The sequence below is a fragment of the Actinomycetota bacterium genome (genome assembly GCA_030019255.1).
In the GTDB taxonomy this organism is placed as follows: Bacteria; Actinomycetota; Geothermincolia; order Geothermincolales; family RBG-13-55-18; genus Solincola_A.
Genome location: JASEFK010000012.1, coordinates 1 through 20257 on the forward strand (window position 1 = coordinate 1; position 20257 = coordinate 20257).

Genomic DNA, 20257 nt, shown 5'->3' on the forward strand with positions numbered 1-20257 from the left:
GATTGCTCTCCATAATGTCTATGGATTTGGTGACACAATTTCGTATACGCTACCGTTTTAGAGGAGGAGGAAGGGAACTCGATTGAGCGGGAAACGGATCAGCACGGTGTTCCTGGATGCCGGGGAGACCCTCGTCCACCCCATCCCCTCCTTCCCGGAGCTCTTCCGGGAGGTCTGCGCCTCTCACGGGCTGACGGTGGACATGATGGAGGTATCCAGGGCGACCCGCAGCCTGATGGCCGAGGTGGAGGAGAGGCAGAAGGAGGGCTTCACCTTCAGCGACCATCCCGAGAAGTCCCGCCGTTTCTGGCTCGACTTCTACTCCAGGCTGGTCGGCGAGCTGGGATACCGGGGCGGCGACGGCCTGCCGTGGGAGCTCTACCGCGTCTTTTCCGACCCGGAAAGGTACGACGCCTACCCGGATGCCCGGGAAGCCGTCTCCGGGCTGCGGGAGCGGGGCTTTCGCCTGGGCCTGATTTCTAATTTCGAACCCTGGCTGGAAGGTCTTCTAGCTCGCCTTGGGCTGGCGGATTACTTTTCCGTCCTGGTAATCTCGGGGAAGGAGGGCATCGAAAAGCCCCATCCCCGCCTTTTCGGGATCGCCCTGGAACGGGTGGGTGCCCATCCCGGGGAATGCCTGCACGTGGGGGACTCGCCCAACTCCGATTACCGGGGCGCCCGCGAGGTCGGAATGCGCGCCGTCCTCCTGGACCGATGGGGGAGGCATCCCTTTTTCCCGGGGGAGCGCATCTCCGACCTGCGAGAACTCCTCACCCTGCTGGACTGAGGTGCGAGATGGGAGGCTTCAGGCTGGAGACGGAACTCAAGCCCCGGGGCGACCAGCCCAAGGCCATCGCCCGGCTCACGGAGGGCGTCCTGCGGGGGGACCGCTACCAGACCCTGCTGGGGGTAACGGGCTCGGGCAAGACCTTCACCATGGCCCACGTGATCCACAACGTGCAGAAGCCCACCCTGGTCATCGCCCCCAACAAGACCCTGGCCGCCCAGCTGTGCAATGAGTTCCGGGAGCTCTTCCCCGAGAACGCCGTGGAATATTTCGTCAGTTACTACGATTACTACCAGCCGGAGGCCTACGTTCCCCGCACCGACACCTATATCGAGAAGGACACCTCCATAAACGACGACATAGACCGCCTCCGCCACCGGGCCACCTCCGCCCTCCTGTCCCGGGAGGACGTGATCATCGTGGCCTCGGTGTCCTGCATCTACGGCCTGGGGAGCCCCCAGGAATACATGAAGCGGGTGCTCATCCTCAAGCGGGGTGGGGAGTATGACCTGCGGGAGGTGGCCAGGAAGCTGGTGGACATGCACTACGAGCGCAACGACCAGTTCCTGGAGAGGGGGCGCTTCAGGATCAGGGGGGATACCCTGGAAATTTATCCCAGCTACGAGGAGAGGCTGGTGAGGGTGGAGTTCTTCGGGGACCAGGTGGACCGCATCACGGTAGTCGATCCCCTCACCGGAGAGGTGATCTCCCGCGAGGAATCCACGGCCGTCTACCCCGCCACCCACTACCTCACCAGCGAGGAGAACCTGGAGAGGGCGGTGGCCTCCATCCGCGCCGAGCTGGAGGAGAGGGTGGCGGAGCTGGAATCCGCCGGCCGGCTGCTGGAGGCCCAGAGGCTCCTGCAGCGCACCACCTACGACCTGGAAATGCTGCGGGAAACGGGTTACTGCTCGGGCATCGAGAACTACTCCCGGCACCTGGACGGGAGGAAGCCGGGGGAGCCGCCCTACACCCTCCTGGACTTCTTCCCCGAGGACTTCCTGGTCTTCGTGGACGAGAGCCACATCACCGTGCCCCAGCTGCACGGGATGCACGAGGGGGACCGTTCCCGCAAGGAGACCCTGGTGGAATACGGCTTCCGGCTGCCCAGCGCCCTGGACAACCGTCCCCTGCGCTTCGACGAGTTCCTGGAGAGGGTGCCCCAGCTGATAGCCGTTAGCGCCACCCCCGGCCCCTGGGAGCTGGAGGTCTCTACCCAGGTGGTGGAGCAGATCATCCGTCCTACCGGCCTGGTGGACCCGGAGCTGGTGGTGCGCCCGGCGGAGGGGCAGGTGGACGACCTCATCGGGGAGATCCGCAAGCGGGTGGAGAGGGACGAGCGCGTCCTGGTCACCACCCTTACCAAGCGCATGGCCGAGAGCCTCACCGACTATCTCCTGGAGATGGGCCTCCGGGTGCGCTACCTGCACTCAGAGATCGACACCCTGGACCGGGTGGAGATCATCCGCGACCTGCGCCTGGGGGAGTTCGACGTCCTGGTGGGCATCAACCTCCTGCGGGAGGGCCTGGACCTCCCGGAGGTCTCCCTGGTGGCCATCCTGGACGCCGACCGGGAGGGCTTCCTGCGCAATGAGCGGTCCCTCATCCAGACCATAGGCCGGGCCTCCCGCAACGTGAACGGACAGGTGATCATGTACGCCTCGGAGATCACCGATTCCATGCGCCGGGCCCTGGAGGAGACGGAGCGCCGGCGCAGGCTGCAGATGGAGTACAACCGCCGGCACGGCATCAACCCCCAGACGGTGCGCAAGAGGGTGAGTGACATCATGGACATGGTGCTGCTGCCGGATGAGAAGGTCCCCTACCGGGCGCGCCGCAAGGAGAGGGAGGAGATGCCTCCCGAGGAGATTGAGCAGCTCATCCTGGGCCTGGAGGACGAGATGCGCCTGGCCGCCGAGGATTTGCGCTTCGAGTACGCAGCCCGCCTCAGGGACGAGATCGCTGACCTCCGGAAGCGCCTGCGCTGGGCCACGGCGGGGGAGAAGAGGTGAGCTCGGCATGGAGTGGATAACGGTCAGCGGGGCAAGGGAACACAACCTCAAGAACATAAGCGTCCGGCTCCCCCGCAACCGGATGATCGTCATGACCGGACTTTCGGGAAGCGGCAAGTCCTCCCTGGCCTTCGACACCATCTACGCCGAAGGGCAAAGGAGGTACGTGGAATCCTTGTCCGCTTACGCCCGCCAGTTCCTGGGGCAGATGGAAAAGCCCGACGTGGACCATATCGAGGGCCTGTCCCCGGCCATCTCCATCGACCAGAAGAGCGCCAGCCGCAACCCGCGCTCCACGGTGGGGACCATAACCGAGATCCACGACTACCTGCGCCTCCTCTACGCCCGCATCGGGAAGGCCCATTGCCCCTCCTGCGGGAGGCCCATCGAGAGGCAGACCGCGCAGCAAATAATCGAGAAGGTCTCCTCCCTGGAGCCCGGGACCAGGTTTTCCATCCTGGCCCCGGTGGTGAGGGGCCGCAAGGGGGAGTACACTCGTCTGCTGGCAGAGATAAGGGCCAAGGGCTTCTCCCGGGCACGGGTGGACGGGGAGCTGCGAGAGCTGGAGGAGGAGATCCGCCTGGAGAGGTACAAGCGCCATGACATCGAGGTGGTTGTAGACCGCCTGGTGATGAAGGAAGGCGTTGAGAGGAGGCTGGCGGAATCCCTGGAGGCGGCCCTGGAACTGGGGAAGGGCACGGTGGTCATCTCCCTGGAAGGGGGCGAGGACCGCTATTTCAGTGAGCATTTCACCTGCCCTGAATGCGAGGTTTCCCTCCCGGAGCTGGAACCGCGCATCTTCTCCTTCAACAGCCCCTACGGGGCATGCCCGGAATGTAGCGGCCTGGGTTTCCTGCAGGTCATCGACCCCGAGCTGGTGGTGCCCGATCCCGACCTCAGCCTGGAGGAGGGGGCCATATCCCCCTGGCCCCGCACAGCCACCATCTTCTACCGTAAACTGGAGGCCCTGGCCCAGAAGTACGAGTTCAGCCTCAAGACCCCCTTCCGAGAGCTCCCCGAGAGGATCAGGGAGATAATCCTCTACGGGAGCGGAGAGGAGAAGATCTACCTGCGCTACCGCAACCGCCGCGGCTTCCTGCGCTCCTACTTCACCCATTACGAGGGAGTCGTCAACTGGCTGGAAAGGCGCTACCAGGAGACGGACTCCGAGTACGCGCGGGCCCGTATCTCCCAGTACATGAGCCTGCGCCCCTGCCCGGCCTGCGGCGGCGCCCGCCTGAAGCCGGCTAGCCTGGCGGTGACCGTGGGCGGGCTGAACATCCACCAGGTCTCCCAGCTCTCCGTGCGCGAGTGCATGCGCTTCCTGCGGGAACTGAAGCTCACCCCCACGGAGAGGGCCATCGCCGAGCGCGTGCTGCGGGAGCTGGAAGCCCGGCTCCGCTTCCTGGTGGACGTGGGCCTGGACTACCTCACCCTGGACCGCGCCGCCTCCACCCTGGCCGGGGGTGAGGCCCAGCGCATAAGGCTGGCCACCCAGATAGGCTCCGGGCTGGTGGGAGTACTGTATATACTGGATGAGCCCTCCATCGGCCTTCACCAGCGGGACAACCATCGGCTCATCGCCACCCTGCACGGGCTTCGCGACCTGGGGAACACCCTCATCGTGGTGGAGCACGATGAGGCCACCATCCGCTCCGCCGACTGGGTGGTGGACATAGGTCCCGGGGCGGGGGAGCACGGGGGGGAGATCGTCTTCAGCGGTCCCCTGGAGGAGCTGCTCAGGCATCCCGACTCCATAACCGCCCGCTACCTGCGGGGGGACTTGAGCATCCGCATCCCGGAGAGGAGGAGAAAACCCTCCGGGAAGAAGCTGGTGATACGGGAGGCCCGGGAACATAACCTCAAGGGGATTGACGTGGAGATCCCTCTGGGGCTCTTGGTTTGCGTCACCGGGGTCTCGGGCTCCGGTAAAAGCACCCTGGTCCACGATGTCCTCTACCGCGGGGTGGCCAGGAGGCTCTACCATTCCCGGGTGCCGCCCGGAAAACACCGAAGCATCGAGGGCCTGGAGCACGTGGACAAGGTGATCAACATCGACCAGAGTCCCATCGGGCGCACCCCGCGCTCCAACCCGGCCACCTACACCGGGGTCTTCGACCACATACGGGCCCTCTTCGCCGAGACCCGGGAGGCGAGGGTGCGCGGCTATAAGCCTGGCCGTTTCAGCTTCAACGTCCGGGGCGGAAGGTGCGAAGCCTGTCGTGGCGAAGGCACCATAAAGATCGAGATGCATTTCCTCCCCGACGTGTACATACCCTGCGAGGTGTGCAAGGGGAAGCGCTACAACCGCGACACCCTGGAAGTAACCTACCGGGGGAAGAACATCAGCGAGGTCCTGGACATGTCCGTGGAGGAGGCCCTGCACTTCTTCGAGGCCGTCCCCGCTGTACAAAGGCGCCTGCGCACCCTTTACGACGTGGGGCTGGGCTACATCAAGCTGGGCCAGCCGGCTCCTACCCTTTCCGGCGGGGAGGCGCAGCGGGTGAAGCTGGCAGCGGAGCTCAATAAGCGTCCTACGGGGAAGACCCTTTACCTCCTGGACGAGCCGACCACCGGCCTGCACTTCGACGACATCAACAAGCTACTGGCCATGCTGCAGGGGCTGGTGGAGGCGGGGAACACCGTCCTGGTCATCGAGCACAACCTGGACGTAATCAAGTGCGCCGACTGGATAATCGACCTGGGCCCGGAGGGAGGAGAGGAAGGGGGTTGGATCGTGGCCGAAGGGCCGCCGGAGGAGGTGGCCCGGGAACCGCGATCCTATACCGGTTATTATCTGCGGCCCCTCCTGGGCCTGGAGGAGGCCAGGGCCATGGGGGGTTAGGGTCAGGGGATAATCCGTGAAGGGACCCGGTGGCAGTTGTTTCCAGGACGGCAGGCGATCGGTGGCGGTGATAGGGAGATGACCGAAGCCCGTCGGAAGGCGGAATCGCTGCCCGAAGCTCCCGGCGTATATCTCCTCAAGGACGACCGGGGGAGGATCATCTACGTGGGCAAAGCCGCCTCCCTGCGCAAGAGGGTGGCTTCCTACTTCCATTCCCGGGAAGAGGAGAACCCCAGGCTGGCTGGGCTGCGGGCACGCATAGCCGACCTGGATTTCATCGTAACCGCCAACGAGGCGGAGGCCCTTCTCCTGGAGGCCAACCTCATCAAGAGGTTCCACCCGGACTACAACATCGACTTTCGCGACGACAAGTCCTACCCCTTCATGGTCATTCGCACCGGGGACACCTACCCCCGGGTGATGTTCACCCGGGGCAGGCGCCGTCCGGATGCCGTTTATTACGGTCCCTTTGCCCACGCCGGGGCGGTGCGGGAGACCATCGAGACCCTGCGCAAGGTTTTTCCCTTCCGCGCCTGCCGGGGGAGGGAGCCGGGCAAACCCACCGGCGGACCGTGCCTCGACTACCACATCCGGTTGTGCTGCGGTCCCTGTACCGGCAAGGTATCCGTGGAAGATTATGGAAAGATAATTGAGGGGGTGCGCCGCTTCATGGAGGGGGACCACCGGGCCGTGCTGGAGGAGCTGGAGAACCGCATGCGGGAGGAGGCCTCCCGGCAGGAATTCGAGCTCGCCGCGCGGACCCGGGACCGGCTCCTGGCCCTGCGGCGCATCCTGGAGAGGCAGCAGGCCCATACCCTGAAGGAAGGGGACCAGGACGTGTTCGCCCTGGCCGCCGGTGACCTGGACGCCTGCGTCACCATCTTCTACGTCCGGGGTGGGAAAATAATAGGAAAACAGGATTTCTTTTCCACCCCTCCCGCAGGCAGCGGGGAAGAGGATATCCTGGCCGCCTTCCTGCCGCAGTTCTACGCCCAGGCCGCGCATATCCCCCGGGAGATCCTGCTCTCCCACGCCCTCCCGGAGTCCGAGCTTCCCCTACTCGAGGAATGGCTGTCCGGGAGGGCGGGCAGGAAGGTTCGCCTGCTGGTCCCGCAGAGGGGGGAGAAGAGGAGCCTGGTGGAAAAGGTCGCCCGCAACGCCCGCATGTCCCTGGAGGTGCACCTGGCCAAGCAGGCCGCCGACCTGGGTTGGATCTCCAGGGCGGTGCAGGGGATAGGTGATGGCTTGGGGTTGAGCCGGGTGCCCTACCGGATAGAGTGTTACGACGTCTCTAACCTGGGGCCGCTGGACGCCGTGGGCTCCATGGTGGTCTTCGAGGGGGGCATTCCCCTGCGGCGGGACTTCCGCCGCTTCCGCATCCGGGGGGTGGAGGAACAGAACGACGTGGCCATGATGGAGGAGATGCTGGACCGGAGGCTCTCCCGCCTGGCCTCGTCCGGTGGAAACGGGGGCGATGGAGAGGTCAAGTCCGGGGTGCGACTGGACACCTTTCACAAGAAGCCCGACCTCATCGTGGTGGACGGGGGTATCCCCCAACTGGGGGCGGCAGTGCGGGCCCTGGCCCGGCACGGGATAAGGGACGTCGAGGTGGCAGCCCTGGCCAAGCGGCTGGAGGAGATATACCTTCCGGGTAGGCGCGAACCCGTGGTCCTCCCGAGGGATTCGGAGGCCCTCCACCTCCTGCAGCGCATCCGCGACGAGGCCCACCGCTACGCCCTGGAATACCACCGCCAGCAGAGGGAGAGGAGGACCCGCCGTTCCCTGCTGGACGAGGTCCCGGGCATCGGGCCCCGACGCAAGCAGAGGCTGCTGCGCCATTTCGGGAGCCTGGCCCGCATCGCGGAGGCCTCCCGGGAGGAACTGGCGGGGCTGAGCTTCCTGGACCGGAGGACGGCGGAGAACCTCTACCGCGCCCTGCATCCCGGGGAGGAGGGCTGATGCGCTCACTGGCAAACTTTAACATATACATCCGCCCCCGGTGGGGATACCGAACCGGATCGACTCGGCCTCAAGGAGATGATGGTGAGCGAAGGGACGAAGGAAAGAGGACGTAGCTGCCTCATCACCATGCCGGGAGAAATCTACGTCCTCACTCGTAGGGATATCCAACCGGGTTGAATAGGCCTCAAGGAGCCTGATGTGTGCGGAAGAACCAAGAAAATAAGATGTTACCAAATCATGACCGTGCTGGGAGATATTTACATCCATTCCGTCGGAGGAACCCCGAGCCGGATAAGTTTCCTGCCGCCGGAGTCGGATGTCTCCCTGGAAGAGGAAGAGCCTCCCCCTGGAATACGGAGGCTGAAGCGCGCCCTCCTCGACTGCCTGGAAGGGAAGGAGGTCGACCGCGAGGTGGCGGAGGGGCTTCTGGCCTTGCCAGGCCTGACCGAGTTCCAGCGCCGCGTCTACCGCGCGGTCATCTCCATACCCCGGGGCAGCACCCTTTCCTACCGCCAGGTCGCGGAGAGGGTCGGTTCTCCCCGGGCGGCGCGGGCGGTGGGGAACGTCATGCGGCGCAACCCCTTCCCGGTGATCATCCCCTGCCACCGCGTCGTCCGCTCCGACGGGAGCCCGGGAGGCTACAGCGGGCCCCGGGGCATGAAGGAGAGGTTGTTGAGGATGGAGGGCGCCGCGGCGGGCGCAGGGAGGTCGCCGTGAGGAGGCGGCGAAATCTATAATGGTGGTTGGAGAGCGCGAAGGCGGCGCATTCCCGTTTCTTTTCAGGCTACGGGGGGAAGCCGGGAGAGGGAGCCCAACGGCTTGGCGAGGTGGGGGAAGGAGGCCTTCAAGGAGCGAGGCCGCAAAGGGGGTAAGCCCCGTCGAGGGAGGAGGAAGGAACTGGAAATCACCATCATCACTGGGCTTTCCGGAGCCGGTAAGTCGGTAGCCATAAAGAGCCTGGAGGACCTGGGCTATTTCTGCGTAGACAACCTTCCGCCCTCCCTGCTCCTGAAGATGGTGGAGCTCTGTTCGCAGGGTGCCTCCAGCCTGGAGAAACTGGCCGCGGTCATAGACGTGCGGGGAGGGGAGTTCTTCAGGGACCTCAACCAGGCGCTGGAGGAGCTGGACCGCGGTAACATTTCCTACCAGATCATCTTCCTGGAGGCGGATGAAGAAACATTGGTGCGCCGCTTCAAGGAGACTCGCAGGGCTCACCCCCTCCACAGCGAGGGGGGGATCCTGGAGAGCATCGCCAGGGAGAGGGAACTCCTCCGGGGCCTGCGCGCCCGTGCCGACGTGGTAATCGACACCTCCCGGAGCAACGTGCACCAGTTGCGGGAGCAGATCATGAACCGCTACCAGGCCCGCGAGGCCGCCGAGTCCCTGGAGATGAGCCTGGTCTCCTTCGGTTACAAGTACGGTCTGCCCCTGGACGCGGACATGGTTTTCGACCTCCGTTTCCTTCCCAACCCCTTTTGGGTGGACGATTTGAGGGAACGGGAAGGAACCGACGGGAGGGTCAGGGACTTCGTGCTCGGTCAGCCGGAGAGCGAGGAGTTCCTCTCCCGCCTGCAGTCCCTCATCCTTTACCTTAAGGACCGTTTCGTCCGGGAGGGGAGGCGCTACGTCACCCTGGCCATGGGCTGCACGGGAGGACGCCACCGGTCGGTGGTGCTGGTGGAGGAGCTCGCCCGGAGGCTGCGCGAGGCGGGGATCAAGGTGGAAGTGCGCCACCGGGACATGGATCGCGGGTAAGCCATGAGTCATATCGCGGAGGTCAAGGAGGAGCTGGCCCGGATCAGGGCTTCGAGACGCTGTTGCCGCCTGGCCGAGCTTTCCGCCTTGCTCCACCTGGAGGGCAGCCTCCACCTGGGAAGCGGCAGCCACCTGGTCCTGCACACGGAAAGCGAGAATGCCGCCGTGGCCCGCAAGATGTTCAGGTTGCTCAAGGAGCTCTTCGCCCTTCTTCCCGAGTTGCGCGTGGAGAGGTCTCCCCGCCTCAGGGGACATAACTGCTACCAGCTCTTCCTCTCTGGTGACGGCCTGCCCCAGGTGCTCAACGAACTGGGTCTGCTCGATGATTCCCTGCGTCCGGTGCTGGGGATTCCGCCGCGCGTCATCCGGAGGCGCTGCTGCGGAATATCCTACCTCCGGGGTGCCTTCCTGGGCGGGGGTTACGTAAGCCGGCCGGATCTTCCCGCTCACCTGGAGATAAATACCCAGCACTGGGAGATGGCCCGGGACCTCCGGGAGCTGCTGAAGAGATACGGCATCCGCACCCAGGTGACGGAGCGGAGGAACATGATCACCCTGTACGCCAAGAGCAGGGCCGATCAGGCCGACTTCCTGGCCCTGGTGGGAGCTCACGAGGCCCTGCTCCGCCTGCAGAGCGAGTCCGTGTTGCGCGAACTGCGGGAGAGCGTCAACCGCCGGGTGAACAGCGAGACCGCCAACCTGGAGAAGGCGGTGGACGCCGCCCAAAGGCAGCTCAGGGACATCAGGATTCTCGAGGACACCATCGGACTGGAGAACCTTCCCCTGGCACTCCGTTCCGTAGCCGAACTCCGCCTGGAGCATCCCGAGGCCACCCTCAAGGAGCTGGGCGACCTCATGCAACCCGCCCTGAGCAAGTCCGCCGTCTACCACCGCATGCGGCGCTTGAGCCGCCTGGCCGCGGAGCTGGGGAAGACGTAGGTGACGAGCGCGGCCGCCCAGCCGAAAAACCGGAACCGGAGTGGATGGACCTTTAACGGCTCGTGCAAGTTCTAGCCGCGACGTGGCAATGCTTCCCTTGAACCCTTCGGATACTTCGCCTCTTTGGACGCCGCTGCGACACCGCTCCCACGCGACGCGGGAAGGACTCTTCGATCCCTTCCCGAGTTTAAACGCCCTCCCTTTTGCTTATAATGTCAGAGTGAGCGGCTTGACGGCGATAGAGATAGAGATAGAGATGGAGATGGAGATGGAGATGGAGATGGAAGGAGGTAGGAAATGGGAGTCAAGGTCGGGATAAACGGTTTCGGCAGGATAGGAAGGCTCTTCCTGCGCGCCGCGGCGGGCAAGGACGTGGATATAGTGGCCGTGAACGACCTCACCGACCCCGCCACCCTGGCACACCTGCTGAAGTACGATACCGTCTTCGGAAGGTACCCGGGCGAGGTTTCCGCGGGGGAGGGGAAGCTGGTGGTGGACGGCAAGGAGATAAAGGTGCTCTCCCAGTCCGACCCCGCCCTGCTTCCCTGGAAGGACCTGGGAGTCGAGGCGGTGATCGAGGCCACCGGAAGGTTCACCGCTCGCGAGAAAGCCTCAAAGCACCTGGAGGCCGGGGCCCGCAAGGTGATCATCACCGCGCCGGCCACCGATCCGGACATCACCGTGGTCATGGGGGTCAACCACGACAAGTACGATCCCTCCTCGCATCACATCGTGAGCAACGCCTCCTGCACCACCAACTGCTTGGCCCCGGTGGTCAAGGTGCTCATGGAGAGCTTCGGCGTGGAATCCGGCTTCATGACCACCGTGCACGCCTACACCAACGACCAGCGTACCCTGGACCTGCCTCACAAGGACCTGCGGCGAGCCCGTGCGGCGGCGGGCAACATCATCCCTACCTCCACGGGTGCCGCCCGGGCCATAGGCCTGGTCATCCCGGAGCTCAAGGGCAAGATGGACGGCATCGCCATGCGCGTTCCGGTGATGGACGGGAGCGTGGTGGACCTGACCGCCGTCCTGAGCCGGGAGGTGAGCAAGGAGGAGATAAACGCAGCCATGAAGGAAGCCGCGGAGGGAGCCCTCAAGGGCATCCTCGAGTACACCGAGGACCCCATCGTCTCCTCGGACGTCATCGGCAACCCGGCCTCCTCGGTATTCGACGCCCAGTCCACCATGGTCATGGGGAAGCTGTGTAAGATAGTCTCCTGGTACGACAACGAGTGGGGCTTCTCCAACCGCCTGGTGGACCTGCTGGGCATCCTCTTCGCCTGATACGGAGGCGGAAATGACCAAGAAGACCGTTCGGGACGTGGAGGTGGCCGGCAAGCGGGTGCTGGTCAGGGTGGACTTCAATGTCCCCCTCACCGAAAGCGGGGAGATAGAGGACGACACCCGCATACGCGCCGCCCTGCCCACCCTCCGGTATCTCCTGGACAAGGGAGCCTCCCTGGTGATCATGTCCCACCTGGGACGCCCAAAGGGGCAGGTGGTGGACAAGCTGCGCCTAGACCCGGTGGCCAAGAGGCTGGGAGAGCTCCTGGGAGCGCCGGTGCGCAAGCTGGACCAGGTGGTGGGCCCCGAGGTGGAGGAAGTCTGCTCCGCCCTGCGTCCCGGCGAGGCGGTCCTCCTGGAGAACCTGCGCTTCCACCCCGGCGAAACGGCCAACGACCCCGAGTTCGCCGCCGCCCTGGCGCGACTGGGCGACCTCTACGTGAACGACGCCTTTGGGGCGGCCCACCGGGCACACGCCTCCGTGGTGGGCGTGGCGGAGCGGCTCCCCGCCGTGGCCGGCCTGCTCATGGAGAAGGAACTCCGGGCCCTGGGAGGGCTGGTGCAGAATCCCGGCCGGCCCTTCGTGGCCGTCCTGGGGGGAAGCAAGATCTCCGACAAGCTCAAGGTGCTCTCCAGGCTGCGTGAGCTGGTGGACACCCTCATCCTGGGCGGGGGCATGTGCTTCACGATAATGAAATGGAAGGGACTGGAAATCGGGAAATCACTCTGCGAAGAGGATTTTCTGGACCAGGTGGGGGAACTGGTGGAGGGAGGCCCGGCCGGGGGGGCGGAGATCCTCCTTCCCCGGGACCTGGTGGTGGCCGACGACTTCCGACCCGACGCGGAGAGTCGGGTGGTGGACGCGGAGCACATCCCTCCAGGTTGGATGGGCCTGGACATCGGCCCGCGTACCTGCGAGGCCTACGCTTCCAGAATAGGCCAGGCGGCCACCGTCTTCTGGAACGGCCCCATGGGCGTCTTCGAGTGGGAACGTTTCCAGGAGGGTACCCGGAGGGTGGCGGAGGCCATAGCCTCCTCGGGAGCGGTAACCGTTGCCGGAGGGGGAGATACCATAGCCGCCATCCGCAAGTTTGGCCTGGAGGACCGCTTCACCCACATCTCCACGGGCGGTGGCGCCTCCATGGAATTCCTGGAAGGCAAGGTACTTCCGGGGGTGGAGGTTCTTCAGGAAAAATAAGGAAAGGGGGACCTTACCCATGCGCTTGCCGCTGGTTGCAGGGAACTGGAAGATGCACAAGGATCACCGCGAGGCGGTGGAACTGGTGAAGGAACTGGACGGTCTCCTGGCTGGGCTGGAAGGGGTGGAGGTAGTGGTCTGCCCGCCCTTCACCGCTCTCTCCGACGTCTCGCGCACGCTCAGGGGATCCGGCTCGCGGATCGCCCTGGGGGCCCAGGACGTATACCCAGCGCCGGAAGGGGCCTATACCGGGGAGATATCACCCCGCATGCTCAAGGCCCTGGAAGTACTTTACGTAATCGTGGGCCACAGCGAACGCCGGGAGATCATCGGGGAGGGAGACGACCTGGTGGCCGCCAAGGCGCGTGCGGTTCTGGAGGAGGGAATGGTGCCCATCCTGTGCGTGGGCGAGACCCTTAAGGAGAGGGAGGAGGGGAAGGCCGTCTCCAAGGTGCGGGGGCAGCTGGAGGCGGCTCTCTCCGCCTGGACCGGCGACGAGGTCTCCGGTCTGGTGATCGCCTACGAGCCCATATGGGCCATAGGGACGGGCAAAACGGCCACCCCCGAGGATGCCCAAGAGATGAACTCCTTCATCCGCGGCTGGCTTGCCGAGAGGTACGGGCAGGACACCGCCTCAGAGGTGCGCATCCTCTACGGCGGCAGCGTGAAGCCGGATAACGCCGCGGAGCTCATGGCCATGCCGGACATCGACGGGGCGCTGGTGGGCGGAGCCAGCCTGAAGGCGAAGGATTTCGCCGCTATCGCTCGCTTCCGCGATTGACCTCCTAAATGTCAAGCGCGGGGACGGGGGAGACGTCGTCGTGGTAAAATACCCCTGGTGGGCCGTTCCGCATTTAAGGACGCAGGATCGCGAGAAGGAATGACCTTGAGACGTGCAGCCGGGAGGTAGGAATTGGATATCCTGAAATACATCATGATCCCCCTCTTCTTTATCTCCGGGCTTTCCATGACCGTCTTCGTCCTCCTGCATTCCGGGAGGGGGAGCGGCCTCTCCAGCGCCTTCGGAGGGTCCTCGCTGGGGGGCCTTTCCGGGACCCAGGTGGTGCAGAAAAACCTGGACCGCATCACCATCGCCAGCGCCTTCGTCTTCGTCATCACCACCATAGTCCTCATCTTCATTTACAAGTGATCACGGCCACGTAAGTGGCCTCGGCCTTCCTGGGTATCCTGGAGAGACGGGGAATACCGCCGGCCTCCGTTCCCTGGTGGCGGATGGGGGACGAGACGGTACTTCGTCGGCCTTTCCGGTGGAGGGAGCCTGGGGCTTGCCGTTTCCCCTCGGCGGGGGATCTCCGGTACGTAATTGTTGGAATATTTTCCCATTGAACATGGAAGTTTCAGGTACCGCCCGGGCACGGAAAGACGCCGAAGATGGTTGCCCCTCCCGTCTCCCAGACGTGTAAATATTCTCCGGGCGCATGGATACGCCGCATGGTGACCGCAGGCGCATTCAGGGTTAAGGAATGGTGGGCAACACCGTTATCCCTGGCAGGCATGCGGGTGGGAGGCGGATGGGAGATATTATTGTAGTATAATGTTTCGATTAGGGTTGGAAAGCCGCAGGGATTCCTTTATGCGGCCGAAGGGAAAGGAGAGGAAGTGACCGACAGGTACCTGTTCACCTCGGAATCCGTCACCGAGGGGCATCCGGATAAGATAGCCGACCAGATAAGCGACGCCATCCTGGACGAGGTGTACCGCGATGACCCCTTCGGAAGGGTGGCCGTAGAGACCCTGGTGACCACCGGCCTGGTGATCGTGGCGGGGGAGATGACCACCTCCACCTACGTGGACATCCCCGGCGTGGTGCGCAAGACCATCGAGGAAATCGGCTACACGCGCGCCAAGTACGGCTTCGATTACGAGACCTGTGGCATCGTGGTCTCCATCGATCCCCAGTCCCAGGACATCGCCCAGGGCGTGGACCAAGCCTACGAGGCCAGGATGGGGATGACCGAGGACGAGATGCTGGATTCCCTGGGGGCGGGGGACCAAGGCATGATGTTCGGTTTCGCCTGCAACGAGACGCCGGAACTCATGCCCATGCCCATCATCCTGGCGCACAAGCTGGCCCACCGTCTGGCCGAGGTGCGCAAGGCGGGCATACTTCCCTACCTGCGGCCGGACGGCAAGTCCCAGGTCACCGTGGAATACGAGAACGGCAGGCCAGTTAGGGTGAACACGGTGCTCATCTCCGCCCAGCACCGCCCCAACGTGGACATCGAGGAGCTCATGAAGCCCGACCTCATTGAGCACGTCATACACCCGGTGCTACCCCCGGAGATGGTGGACAAGGACCTGCGGGTGCTGGTGAACCCTACGGGGAAGTTCGTCACCGGAGGCCCCATGGGCGATACCGGTCTCACCGGGAGGAAGATCATCGTGGACACCTACGGGGGCATGGCCAGGCACGGGGGAGGCTGCTTCTCGGGAAAGGACCCCACCAAGGTGGACCGCTCCGCGGCTTACGCGGCGCGCTACGTGGCCAAGAACGTGGTGGCCGCGGGGCTGGCGGACCGCTTCGAGATCCAGCTGGCCTACGCCATCGGCGTGGCCCGTCCGGTGTCCATAATGATCGACGCCTTCGGCACGGAGAAGGTGGAGCTGGACACCATCCTGGAGCTCATCCGGGCCCACTTCGACCTGCGCCCGGCGGCCATCATCCGGGACCTCAATCTCAGGAGGCCCATCTACAAGAAGACGGCGGCCTACGGCCATTTCGGGCGCATGGACAAGGACTTCACCTGGGAGAGGACGGACAAGGCGGAGATCCTGCGCCGGGAGGCCGGCCTGGATTGAGCGGGGTCAAGGCCCCCGGGGGCCGCGGGTGTTAGTCTTGAGGCGTTGCGGAACTCGAGTCGTGTCGCTGGTGGAGGCGTGAAAATGGCGGTTCTTCCCATCAGGGTCTTCGGGGATCCCGTGCTCCGGGAGGTCTGCCCGGAGGTGAAGGAGATCGACGAGAGCGTGGAAAAGCTGGTCCGGGACCTGGTGGACTCCCTGCCCCGTCCGGGAGGAGCGGGTCTTTCCGCGAACCAGTTGGGGGTCCTGAAGAGGGTCTTCGTCTACGAGGACCAGGGGGAGGTCAGGGCCTGCATCAATCCGCGCCTGGTGTCCGTATCCGAGGAGACGGGGGAGGATCTGGAAGGATGCCTCAGCCTTCCGGGAGTGGCGGTGCCCGTGACCAGGCACCTGTCCCTGGTCCTGGAGTGCCTGGACCTGGATGGCAGCCCGAGGCGGTTAGAGGTGGAGGGCTGGCTTGCCAGGGTTTTCCAGCACGAACTGGACCACCTGGACGGCCGGCTCATCCTGGACAGGACGGACCGCTCGAGCAGGGTGCAGGCCATACAGTTCCTACAGGGAGAACTTGAACCCGAGTGCAGCGACTGACCGCCGGAAATAAGGGAGGGGGACTTCGTTTCCTTGAGATTCCTTTTTCTGGGAACCGGTGATTACGCGCGTGATGCCCTGGAGAAGCTGCTCAGCGGGGGGCTGAACCCACGGGAGGTGATCACCGGTCCGGACCGGCCCTCCGGAAGGGGACTGCGTACGCGGCCCACCCCGGTGGCGGAACTGGCGGGAAGGAGGGGGCTGGACCTCCACAAGCTCGAAAGGCCGGCGGAATGGGAATTCAAGGAGATCCTGGACCGGCACCGGCCCGATTTCATCCTGGTCTGCGACTACGGGAACCTGATACCGGGGGGCGTTCTTTCCCTCCTGCCCGGACGTTTCCTGAACCTGCACCCCTCGCTCCTGCCGCGGTACCGCGGTGCAGCGCCCATCCGCCGGGCGCTGATGGACGGGGCGACGAGGACCGGGGTATCCCTGATGGTGATGGACGAGGGGCTGGACACCGGACCGGTGGTGGACGCCCTGGAGGTGGAGGTCCTTCCCGAGGACGACGCGGGAACCCTGCGGCTCCGGCTGGCGGAGCTGGGCGCGCACCTGGTTGAGGCGGCGCTTCCCGCCTACCTGGAGGGAAGGTTGCCTCCGAGGGAGCAGGATCCGCGTGAAGCCACCTACGCCCCTCCCCTGCGGAAGGAGGAGCTGTTGATAGACTGGAAGATGCCGGCGTCCGAGATCCACAACCGGATCCGGGCCTTGGCCCCCTCTCCGGGCGCGCGGGGGAGGTTGGGAGGGAAATGGATGAAGATACTCCGTTCGCGGCCGCGTGAGGACGTCCTGGGCCTTCAACCCGGAGAGCTGGCCGGGGAGGGGAAGAGGGAGATGCTGGTGGGAACGGGGCACGGCGCCCTGGAGGTGCTCCAACTGCAGCCGGAGGGCCGCAGGCGCATGGAGGCTGCCGAATTCCTCAGGGGCTACCGCGGCGGAAAAGGGGGTTTCTTCGAAGCGGTGGTCGGAAATGGCTGACAACAGAAGGAAGGGGAAGGGCGTCCGCGCGAGGGAGAGGAAGGCGGCGGTCCCTCCCGCCGATGCCCGGGACCTGGCCTACCGGCTTACCCGGCGCGTCCACGCCGAGGGGGGTTACCTAGGCCTTCTTATCAGGTACGGCCTGGACGGCAGCAACCTGAGCGCCCGCGACCGCGCCTTAGTGGCCGAGCTGGCCTACGGTGTGCAGCGGCACCGCAACAAGATCGACCACGTCATCGCCGCCTTTTCCAACCGCCCCCTGAAGGAGCTCAATCCCGAGGTCCTGGACATCCTGCGTTTAGGGGTCTTCCAGCTGCTGGAGATGCGGGTGCCTCCCCACGCGGCGGTAAATGAGAGCGTGGAGCTGGCCAAAAGGCACCTTGGGAAAAGCGCGGGCTACGTCAACGCGGTGATGCGCGGCGTGGCCGAGGGGCTGGAAGATGTTTCCTGGCCCGGTCCGGAGGACCTTCCCTTCCACCTGGAGGTGGTCCATTCCCATCCCCGCTGGCTGGTTGAGTACCTGATAAAGCGCTTTGGGGAGAAGGAAGCCCTGGAGCTCTGCCGGACGGACAACCGGATCCCCACCCTCACCCTGCGGATAAATCCTCTCCGCACCTCGCGGGAGGAGCTCCTCGTGGAGATGGAATCCCACGGCTGGCGGGGGAGACCCTCCGCCCTGTTCCCCGAATCCCTGGTGGAGGTGGCCGTCCCCTATCCAACCCTCCTGGACTGGCTGGAAAGAGGCCTCTGCGTGGTTCAGGACGAGAGCTCCATGCTGGTCAGCCACGTGGTAGATCCCCGGGAGGGGCAGGTGGTGGTGGACGCCTGCGCCGCTCCGGGAGGAAAGTCCACCCACCTGGCTCTGCTGGGAGGGGAGAGGTGCCGGGTGATCGCCGTGGACCGCAACCCCGGGCGACTTAAGGCCATGCGCAACGCCGTGAGGCGGCTGGGGCTGAAAAACATCGATATCCGGATGGGAGACGCGGCGCGCCTGCGCGAGGTGGTGGAGGTTTCCGCCGATGCCGTGCTCCTGGATGCTCCCTGCAGCGGGCTGGGAACCTTGCGCAGGAATCCGGAACTGAAGTGGAAGCGTTTCCCCGGCGACATCGCCAACCTGGCCGGCGTGCAGTCCAGGCTCATCCGAGGCTGCGCGGAGGCGGTGCGCCCCGGCGGGGTCCTGGTCTATTCCGTATGCACCTTCACCCTCGAGGAGACGGTTGGTGTGGTGGAGGACTTCCTGCGGGAGAGGAAGGATTTCGTGCCGGAGAGCCCGGCTTCCCTGATCCCCGAAACGCTGGCGGTGGATCTCTCGCCGCGAGGATACCTCCAGATCCTGCCTCATCGCCACGGCATGGAGGGGATGTTTATCGCCCGCCTGCGGAGGAAGGAGTGAGGGCTGCGGCATGACGCGCCGCCGGTCCTGATCTTCGCCACCTCGCCGGATCTTGAGCCGGGCGGACCGGCGCCGGCCCGGAAAAATTGATCTCGTGCACCCCGCAACAGCGTGGTTTACCGTCGTTCCCCGTCGGGACGCATGTTCGATGGGACCTCCGCCTCCAGGGTCCTTCAGGGCTGGAGGTAAAGGTAATTTTGTCACCCCGCGGAAATATAATCAGTGAGGACTTGACGAGAGGACTTCGCGCACGGGCGGTTCATGGTGAAGGTCGGGACGTGAGAAGAGCGGGAGGATGAAAGTGGAAAAGGAAAAGGCACTGGAGATGGCCCTGATGCAGATTGAAAGGCAGTTCGGCAAGGGTTCCATCATGAAGCTGGGCCAGGACAACCACCGTTTCCAGGTGGAGGTGATACCCACGGGCGCCCTTTCCCTGGACATCGCCCTGGGGATAGGGGGGGTACCGCGGGGACGTATCGTGGAGATCTTCGGCCCCGAGTCCTCGGGAAAGACCACCGTAGCCCTGCACATTATCGCCGAGGCGCAGAAACGCGGCGGCATCGCCGCCTTCATCGATGCCGAGCATGCCCTGGACCCAAGTTACGCCAGGGCCTTGGGGGTGGACGTGGACGAGCTCCTCATCTCCCAGCCGGATACCGGCGAGCAGGCCCTGGAGATAGCGGATATGCTGGTCCGCAGCGGGGCCCTGGACGTGGTGGTCATCGATTCCGTGGCCGCACTGGTTCCCCGCATGGAGATCGAGGGGGAGATGGGTGACTCCCACGTGGGCCTCCAGGCCCGGCTGATGTCCCAGGCCCTGCGCAAGCTTGCTGGAACCATAAGCAAGTCCAACACCACGGCCATCTTCATAAACCAGCTCCGAGAGAAGATAGGCGTGATGTTCGGAAGCCCGGAGACCACGCCGGGTGGGAAGGCGTTGAAGTTTTACGCCTCCGTGAGGCTGGACATAAGAAAATTGGACAGCATCAAGCAGGGTGCGGAGATCATCGGCAACCAGGTGAGGGTCAAGGTGGTCAAGAACAAGATGGCCCCGCCCTTCCGGAAGGCGGAATTCGACATCATGTATGGGAAGGGGATTTCCTCGGAGGGAAATGTCCTGGACCTGGCGGTGGAGCACGGCCTGGTGAAGAAGAGCGGTTCCTGGTACACCTACGGCGAGGAGCAGCTGGGGCAGGGAAGGGAAAACGCCAAGCAATACCTTTCCGACAACCCGGACCTCATGCGCAAGCTGGAAAACCAGTTGAGGGCCATGCTCAACCTCCCTCCCGTCCCGGAGATCGTGCCTCGGGTGGCGCAGAACGGAAAGGCCAACAACACCAACGGGTCCAAGGCCAAGCCAGAGGCCGCCTCCAGGGGTTCCGAGTAAGGCGGCATGGCATGGTATCCGCCTGGGGTATTCAGGGGAACCCCCTCCTTCCGGATGTGGGGTTTCCTTGACACTATATCGGCGCTTTTCTTAGAATAAAATTCGGCTAAGGTTATTGGCAGCTGGTTGATATCCGAGCGGCTTTGCCGCTTCATGGATAGCCGTAAGAGAGCAAGGAGTTGATACCTGAACCTTACGGTCAATCTAAACCGTAGATTTAACCTTATGCCGAGATTAAAACTCGGCATTTTTGCGTTATTTCTCCGGGGTTTAACCCGGTTTGACATACAAGAAGGGAGG

Annotated in this window: 16 protein-coding genes; all 16 read left to right on the forward strand. The window is 64.4% G+C overall.

Annotated elements, in window-relative coordinates:
* Nucleotides 1–82 precede the first annotated feature (82 nt).
* The 16 genes from QME84_10015 (at nucleotide 83) to recA (ending at nucleotide 19957) form a co-directional block, all read left to right on the forward strand.
* A complete protein-coding gene (locus tag QME84_10015) occupies nucleotides 83–787 on the forward strand; it encodes an HAD-IA family hydrolase (GenBank protein MDI6874599.1) in 705 nt (234 codons plus the stop codon).
* Between the two features lie 8 nt (nucleotides 788–795).
* Nucleotides 796–2799 carry an excinuclease ABC subunit UvrB gene (uvrB, locus tag QME84_10020; GenBank protein ID MDI6874600.1) on the forward strand — a complete coding sequence of 668 codons (2004 nt, stop codon included), beginning with the start codon at nucleotides 796–798 and terminating at the stop codon, nucleotides 2797–2799.
* Nucleotides 2800–2806: 7 nt separating this feature from the next.
* Nucleotides 2807–5644 (forward strand): excinuclease ABC subunit UvrA, encoded by a 2838-nt coding sequence (uvrA, locus tag QME84_10025; GenBank protein MDI6874601.1) that lies wholly within the window; start codon nucleotides 2807–2809, stop codon nucleotides 5642–5644.
* Between the two features lie 78 nt (nucleotides 5645–5722).
* Nucleotides 5723–7603, forward strand: a complete 1881-nt coding sequence (uvrC, locus tag QME84_10030; GenBank protein MDI6874602.1) for an excinuclease ABC subunit UvrC — start codon at nucleotides 5723–5725, stop codon at nucleotides 7601–7603.
* 240 nt (nucleotides 7604–7843) lie between these two features.
* Complete coding sequence (locus QME84_10035; protein ID MDI6874603.1) at nucleotides 7844–8323, forward strand: MGMT family protein; 480 nt, start codon at nucleotides 7844–7846, stop codon at nucleotides 8321–8323.
* Nucleotides 8324–8425: 102 nt separating this feature from the next.
* Complete coding sequence (rapZ, locus tag QME84_10040; protein ID MDI6874604.1) at nucleotides 8426–9361, forward strand: RNase adapter RapZ; 936 nt, start codon at nucleotides 8426–8428, stop codon at nucleotides 9359–9361.
* Nucleotides 9362–9364: 3 nt separating this feature from the next.
* Nucleotides 9365–10300, forward strand: a complete 936-nt coding sequence (gene whiA, locus QME84_10045) for a DNA-binding protein WhiA (protein MDI6874605.1) — start codon at nucleotides 9365–9367, stop codon at nucleotides 10298–10300.
* 297 nt (nucleotides 10301–10597) lie between these two features.
* Nucleotides 10598–11590 (forward strand): type I glyceraldehyde-3-phosphate dehydrogenase, encoded by a 993-nt coding sequence (gene gap / locus QME84_10050; GenBank protein ID MDI6874606.1) that lies wholly within the window; start codon nucleotides 10598–10600, stop codon nucleotides 11588–11590.
* Nucleotides 11591–11603: 13 nt separating this feature from the next.
* Nucleotides 11604–12788 carry a phosphoglycerate kinase gene (locus QME84_10055; GenBank protein ID MDI6874607.1) on the forward strand — a complete coding sequence of 395 codons (1185 nt, stop codon included), beginning with the start codon at nucleotides 11604–11606 and terminating at the stop codon, nucleotides 12786–12788.
* 19 nt (nucleotides 12789–12807) lie between these two features.
* Nucleotides 12808–13569: a triose-phosphate isomerase gene (gene tpiA, locus QME84_10060; protein MDI6874608.1), complete on the forward strand. Its 762-nt coding sequence runs from the start codon at nucleotides 12808–12810 to the stop codon at nucleotides 13567–13569.
* Between the two features lie 153 nt (nucleotides 13570–13722).
* Nucleotides 13723–13938 carry a preprotein translocase subunit SecG gene (secG, locus tag QME84_10065; GenBank protein ID MDI6874609.1) on the forward strand — a complete coding sequence of 72 codons (216 nt, stop codon included), beginning with the start codon at nucleotides 13723–13725 and terminating at the stop codon, nucleotides 13936–13938.
* A 470-nt stretch (nucleotides 13939–14408) separates the two neighbouring features.
* Nucleotides 14409–15608 carry a methionine adenosyltransferase gene (gene metK, locus QME84_10070; GenBank protein MDI6874610.1) on the forward strand — a complete coding sequence of 400 codons (1200 nt, stop codon included), beginning with the start codon at nucleotides 14409–14411 and terminating at the stop codon, nucleotides 15606–15608.
* 84 nt (nucleotides 15609–15692) lie between these two features.
* Entirely contained in the window at nucleotides 15693–16196 is a 504-nt protein-coding gene (gene def, locus QME84_10075; GenBank protein MDI6874611.1) for a peptide deformylase, read from the forward strand.
* 33 nt (nucleotides 16197–16229) lie between these two features.
* A complete protein-coding gene (gene fmt, locus QME84_10080; protein MDI6874612.1) occupies nucleotides 16230–17177 on the forward strand; it encodes a methionyl-tRNA formyltransferase in 948 nt (315 codons plus the stop codon).
* Nucleotides 17170–18570 carry a 16S rRNA (cytosine(967)-C(5))-methyltransferase RsmB gene (gene rsmB / locus QME84_10085; protein MDI6874613.1) on the forward strand — a complete coding sequence of 467 codons (1401 nt, stop codon included), beginning with the start codon at nucleotides 17170–17172 and terminating at the stop codon, nucleotides 18568–18570. Before fmt ends, rsmB begins: the two co-directional genes overlap by 8 nt.
* 295 nt (nucleotides 18571–18865) lie before the next feature.
* Complete coding sequence (gene recA / locus QME84_10090) at nucleotides 18866–19957, forward strand: recombinase RecA (GenBank protein ID MDI6874614.1); 1092 nt, start codon at nucleotides 18866–18868, stop codon at nucleotides 19955–19957.
* The last annotated feature ends 300 nt before the right edge of the window (nucleotides 19958–20257 follow it).

Excerpts from the sequence above, each read along its gene's own strand:
- def (MDI6874611.1), top strand. The coding sequence starts at position 15,693 with ATGGCGGTTCTTCCCATCAGGGTCTTCGGGGATCCCGTGCTCCGGGAG.
- gap (MDI6874606.1), top strand. The coding sequence starts at position 10,598 with ATGGGAGTCAAGGTCGGGATAAACGGTTTCGGCAGGATAGGAAGGCTC.
- uvrA (MDI6874601.1), top strand. The coding sequence starts at position 2,807 with ATGGAGTGGATAACGGTCAGCGGGGCAAGGGAACACAACCTCAAGAAC.
- rsmB (MDI6874613.1), top strand. The coding sequence starts at position 17,170 with ATGGCTGACAACAGAAGGAAGGGGAAGGGCGTCCGCGCGAGGGAGAGG.
- recA (MDI6874614.1), top strand. The coding sequence starts at position 18,866 with ATGAAAGTGGAAAAGGAAAAGGCACTGGAGATGGCCCTGATGCAGATT.
- uvrB (MDI6874600.1), top strand. The coding sequence starts at position 796 with ATGGGAGGCTTCAGGCTGGAGACGGAACTCAAGCCCCGGGGCGACCAG.
- tpiA (MDI6874608.1), top strand. The coding sequence starts at position 12,808 with ATGCGCTTGCCGCTGGTTGCAGGGAACTGGAAGATGCACAAGGATCAC.
- uvrC (MDI6874602.1), top strand. The coding sequence starts at position 5,723 with ATGACCGAAGCCCGTCGGAAGGCGGAATCGCTGCCCGAAGCTCCCGGC.
- whiA (MDI6874605.1), top strand. The coding sequence starts at position 9,365 with ATGAGTCATATCGCGGAGGTCAAGGAGGAGCTGGCCCGGATCAGGGCT.
- QME84_10055 (MDI6874607.1), top strand. The coding sequence starts at position 11,604 with ATGACCAAGAAGACCGTTCGGGACGTGGAGGTGGCCGGCAAGCGGGTG.
- QME84_10035 (MDI6874603.1), top strand. The coding sequence starts at position 7,844 with ATGACCGTGCTGGGAGATATTTACATCCATTCCGTCGGAGGAACCCCG.
- secG (MDI6874609.1), top strand. The coding sequence starts at position 13,723 with ATGATCCCCCTCTTCTTTATCTCCGGGCTTTCCATGACCGTCTTCGTC.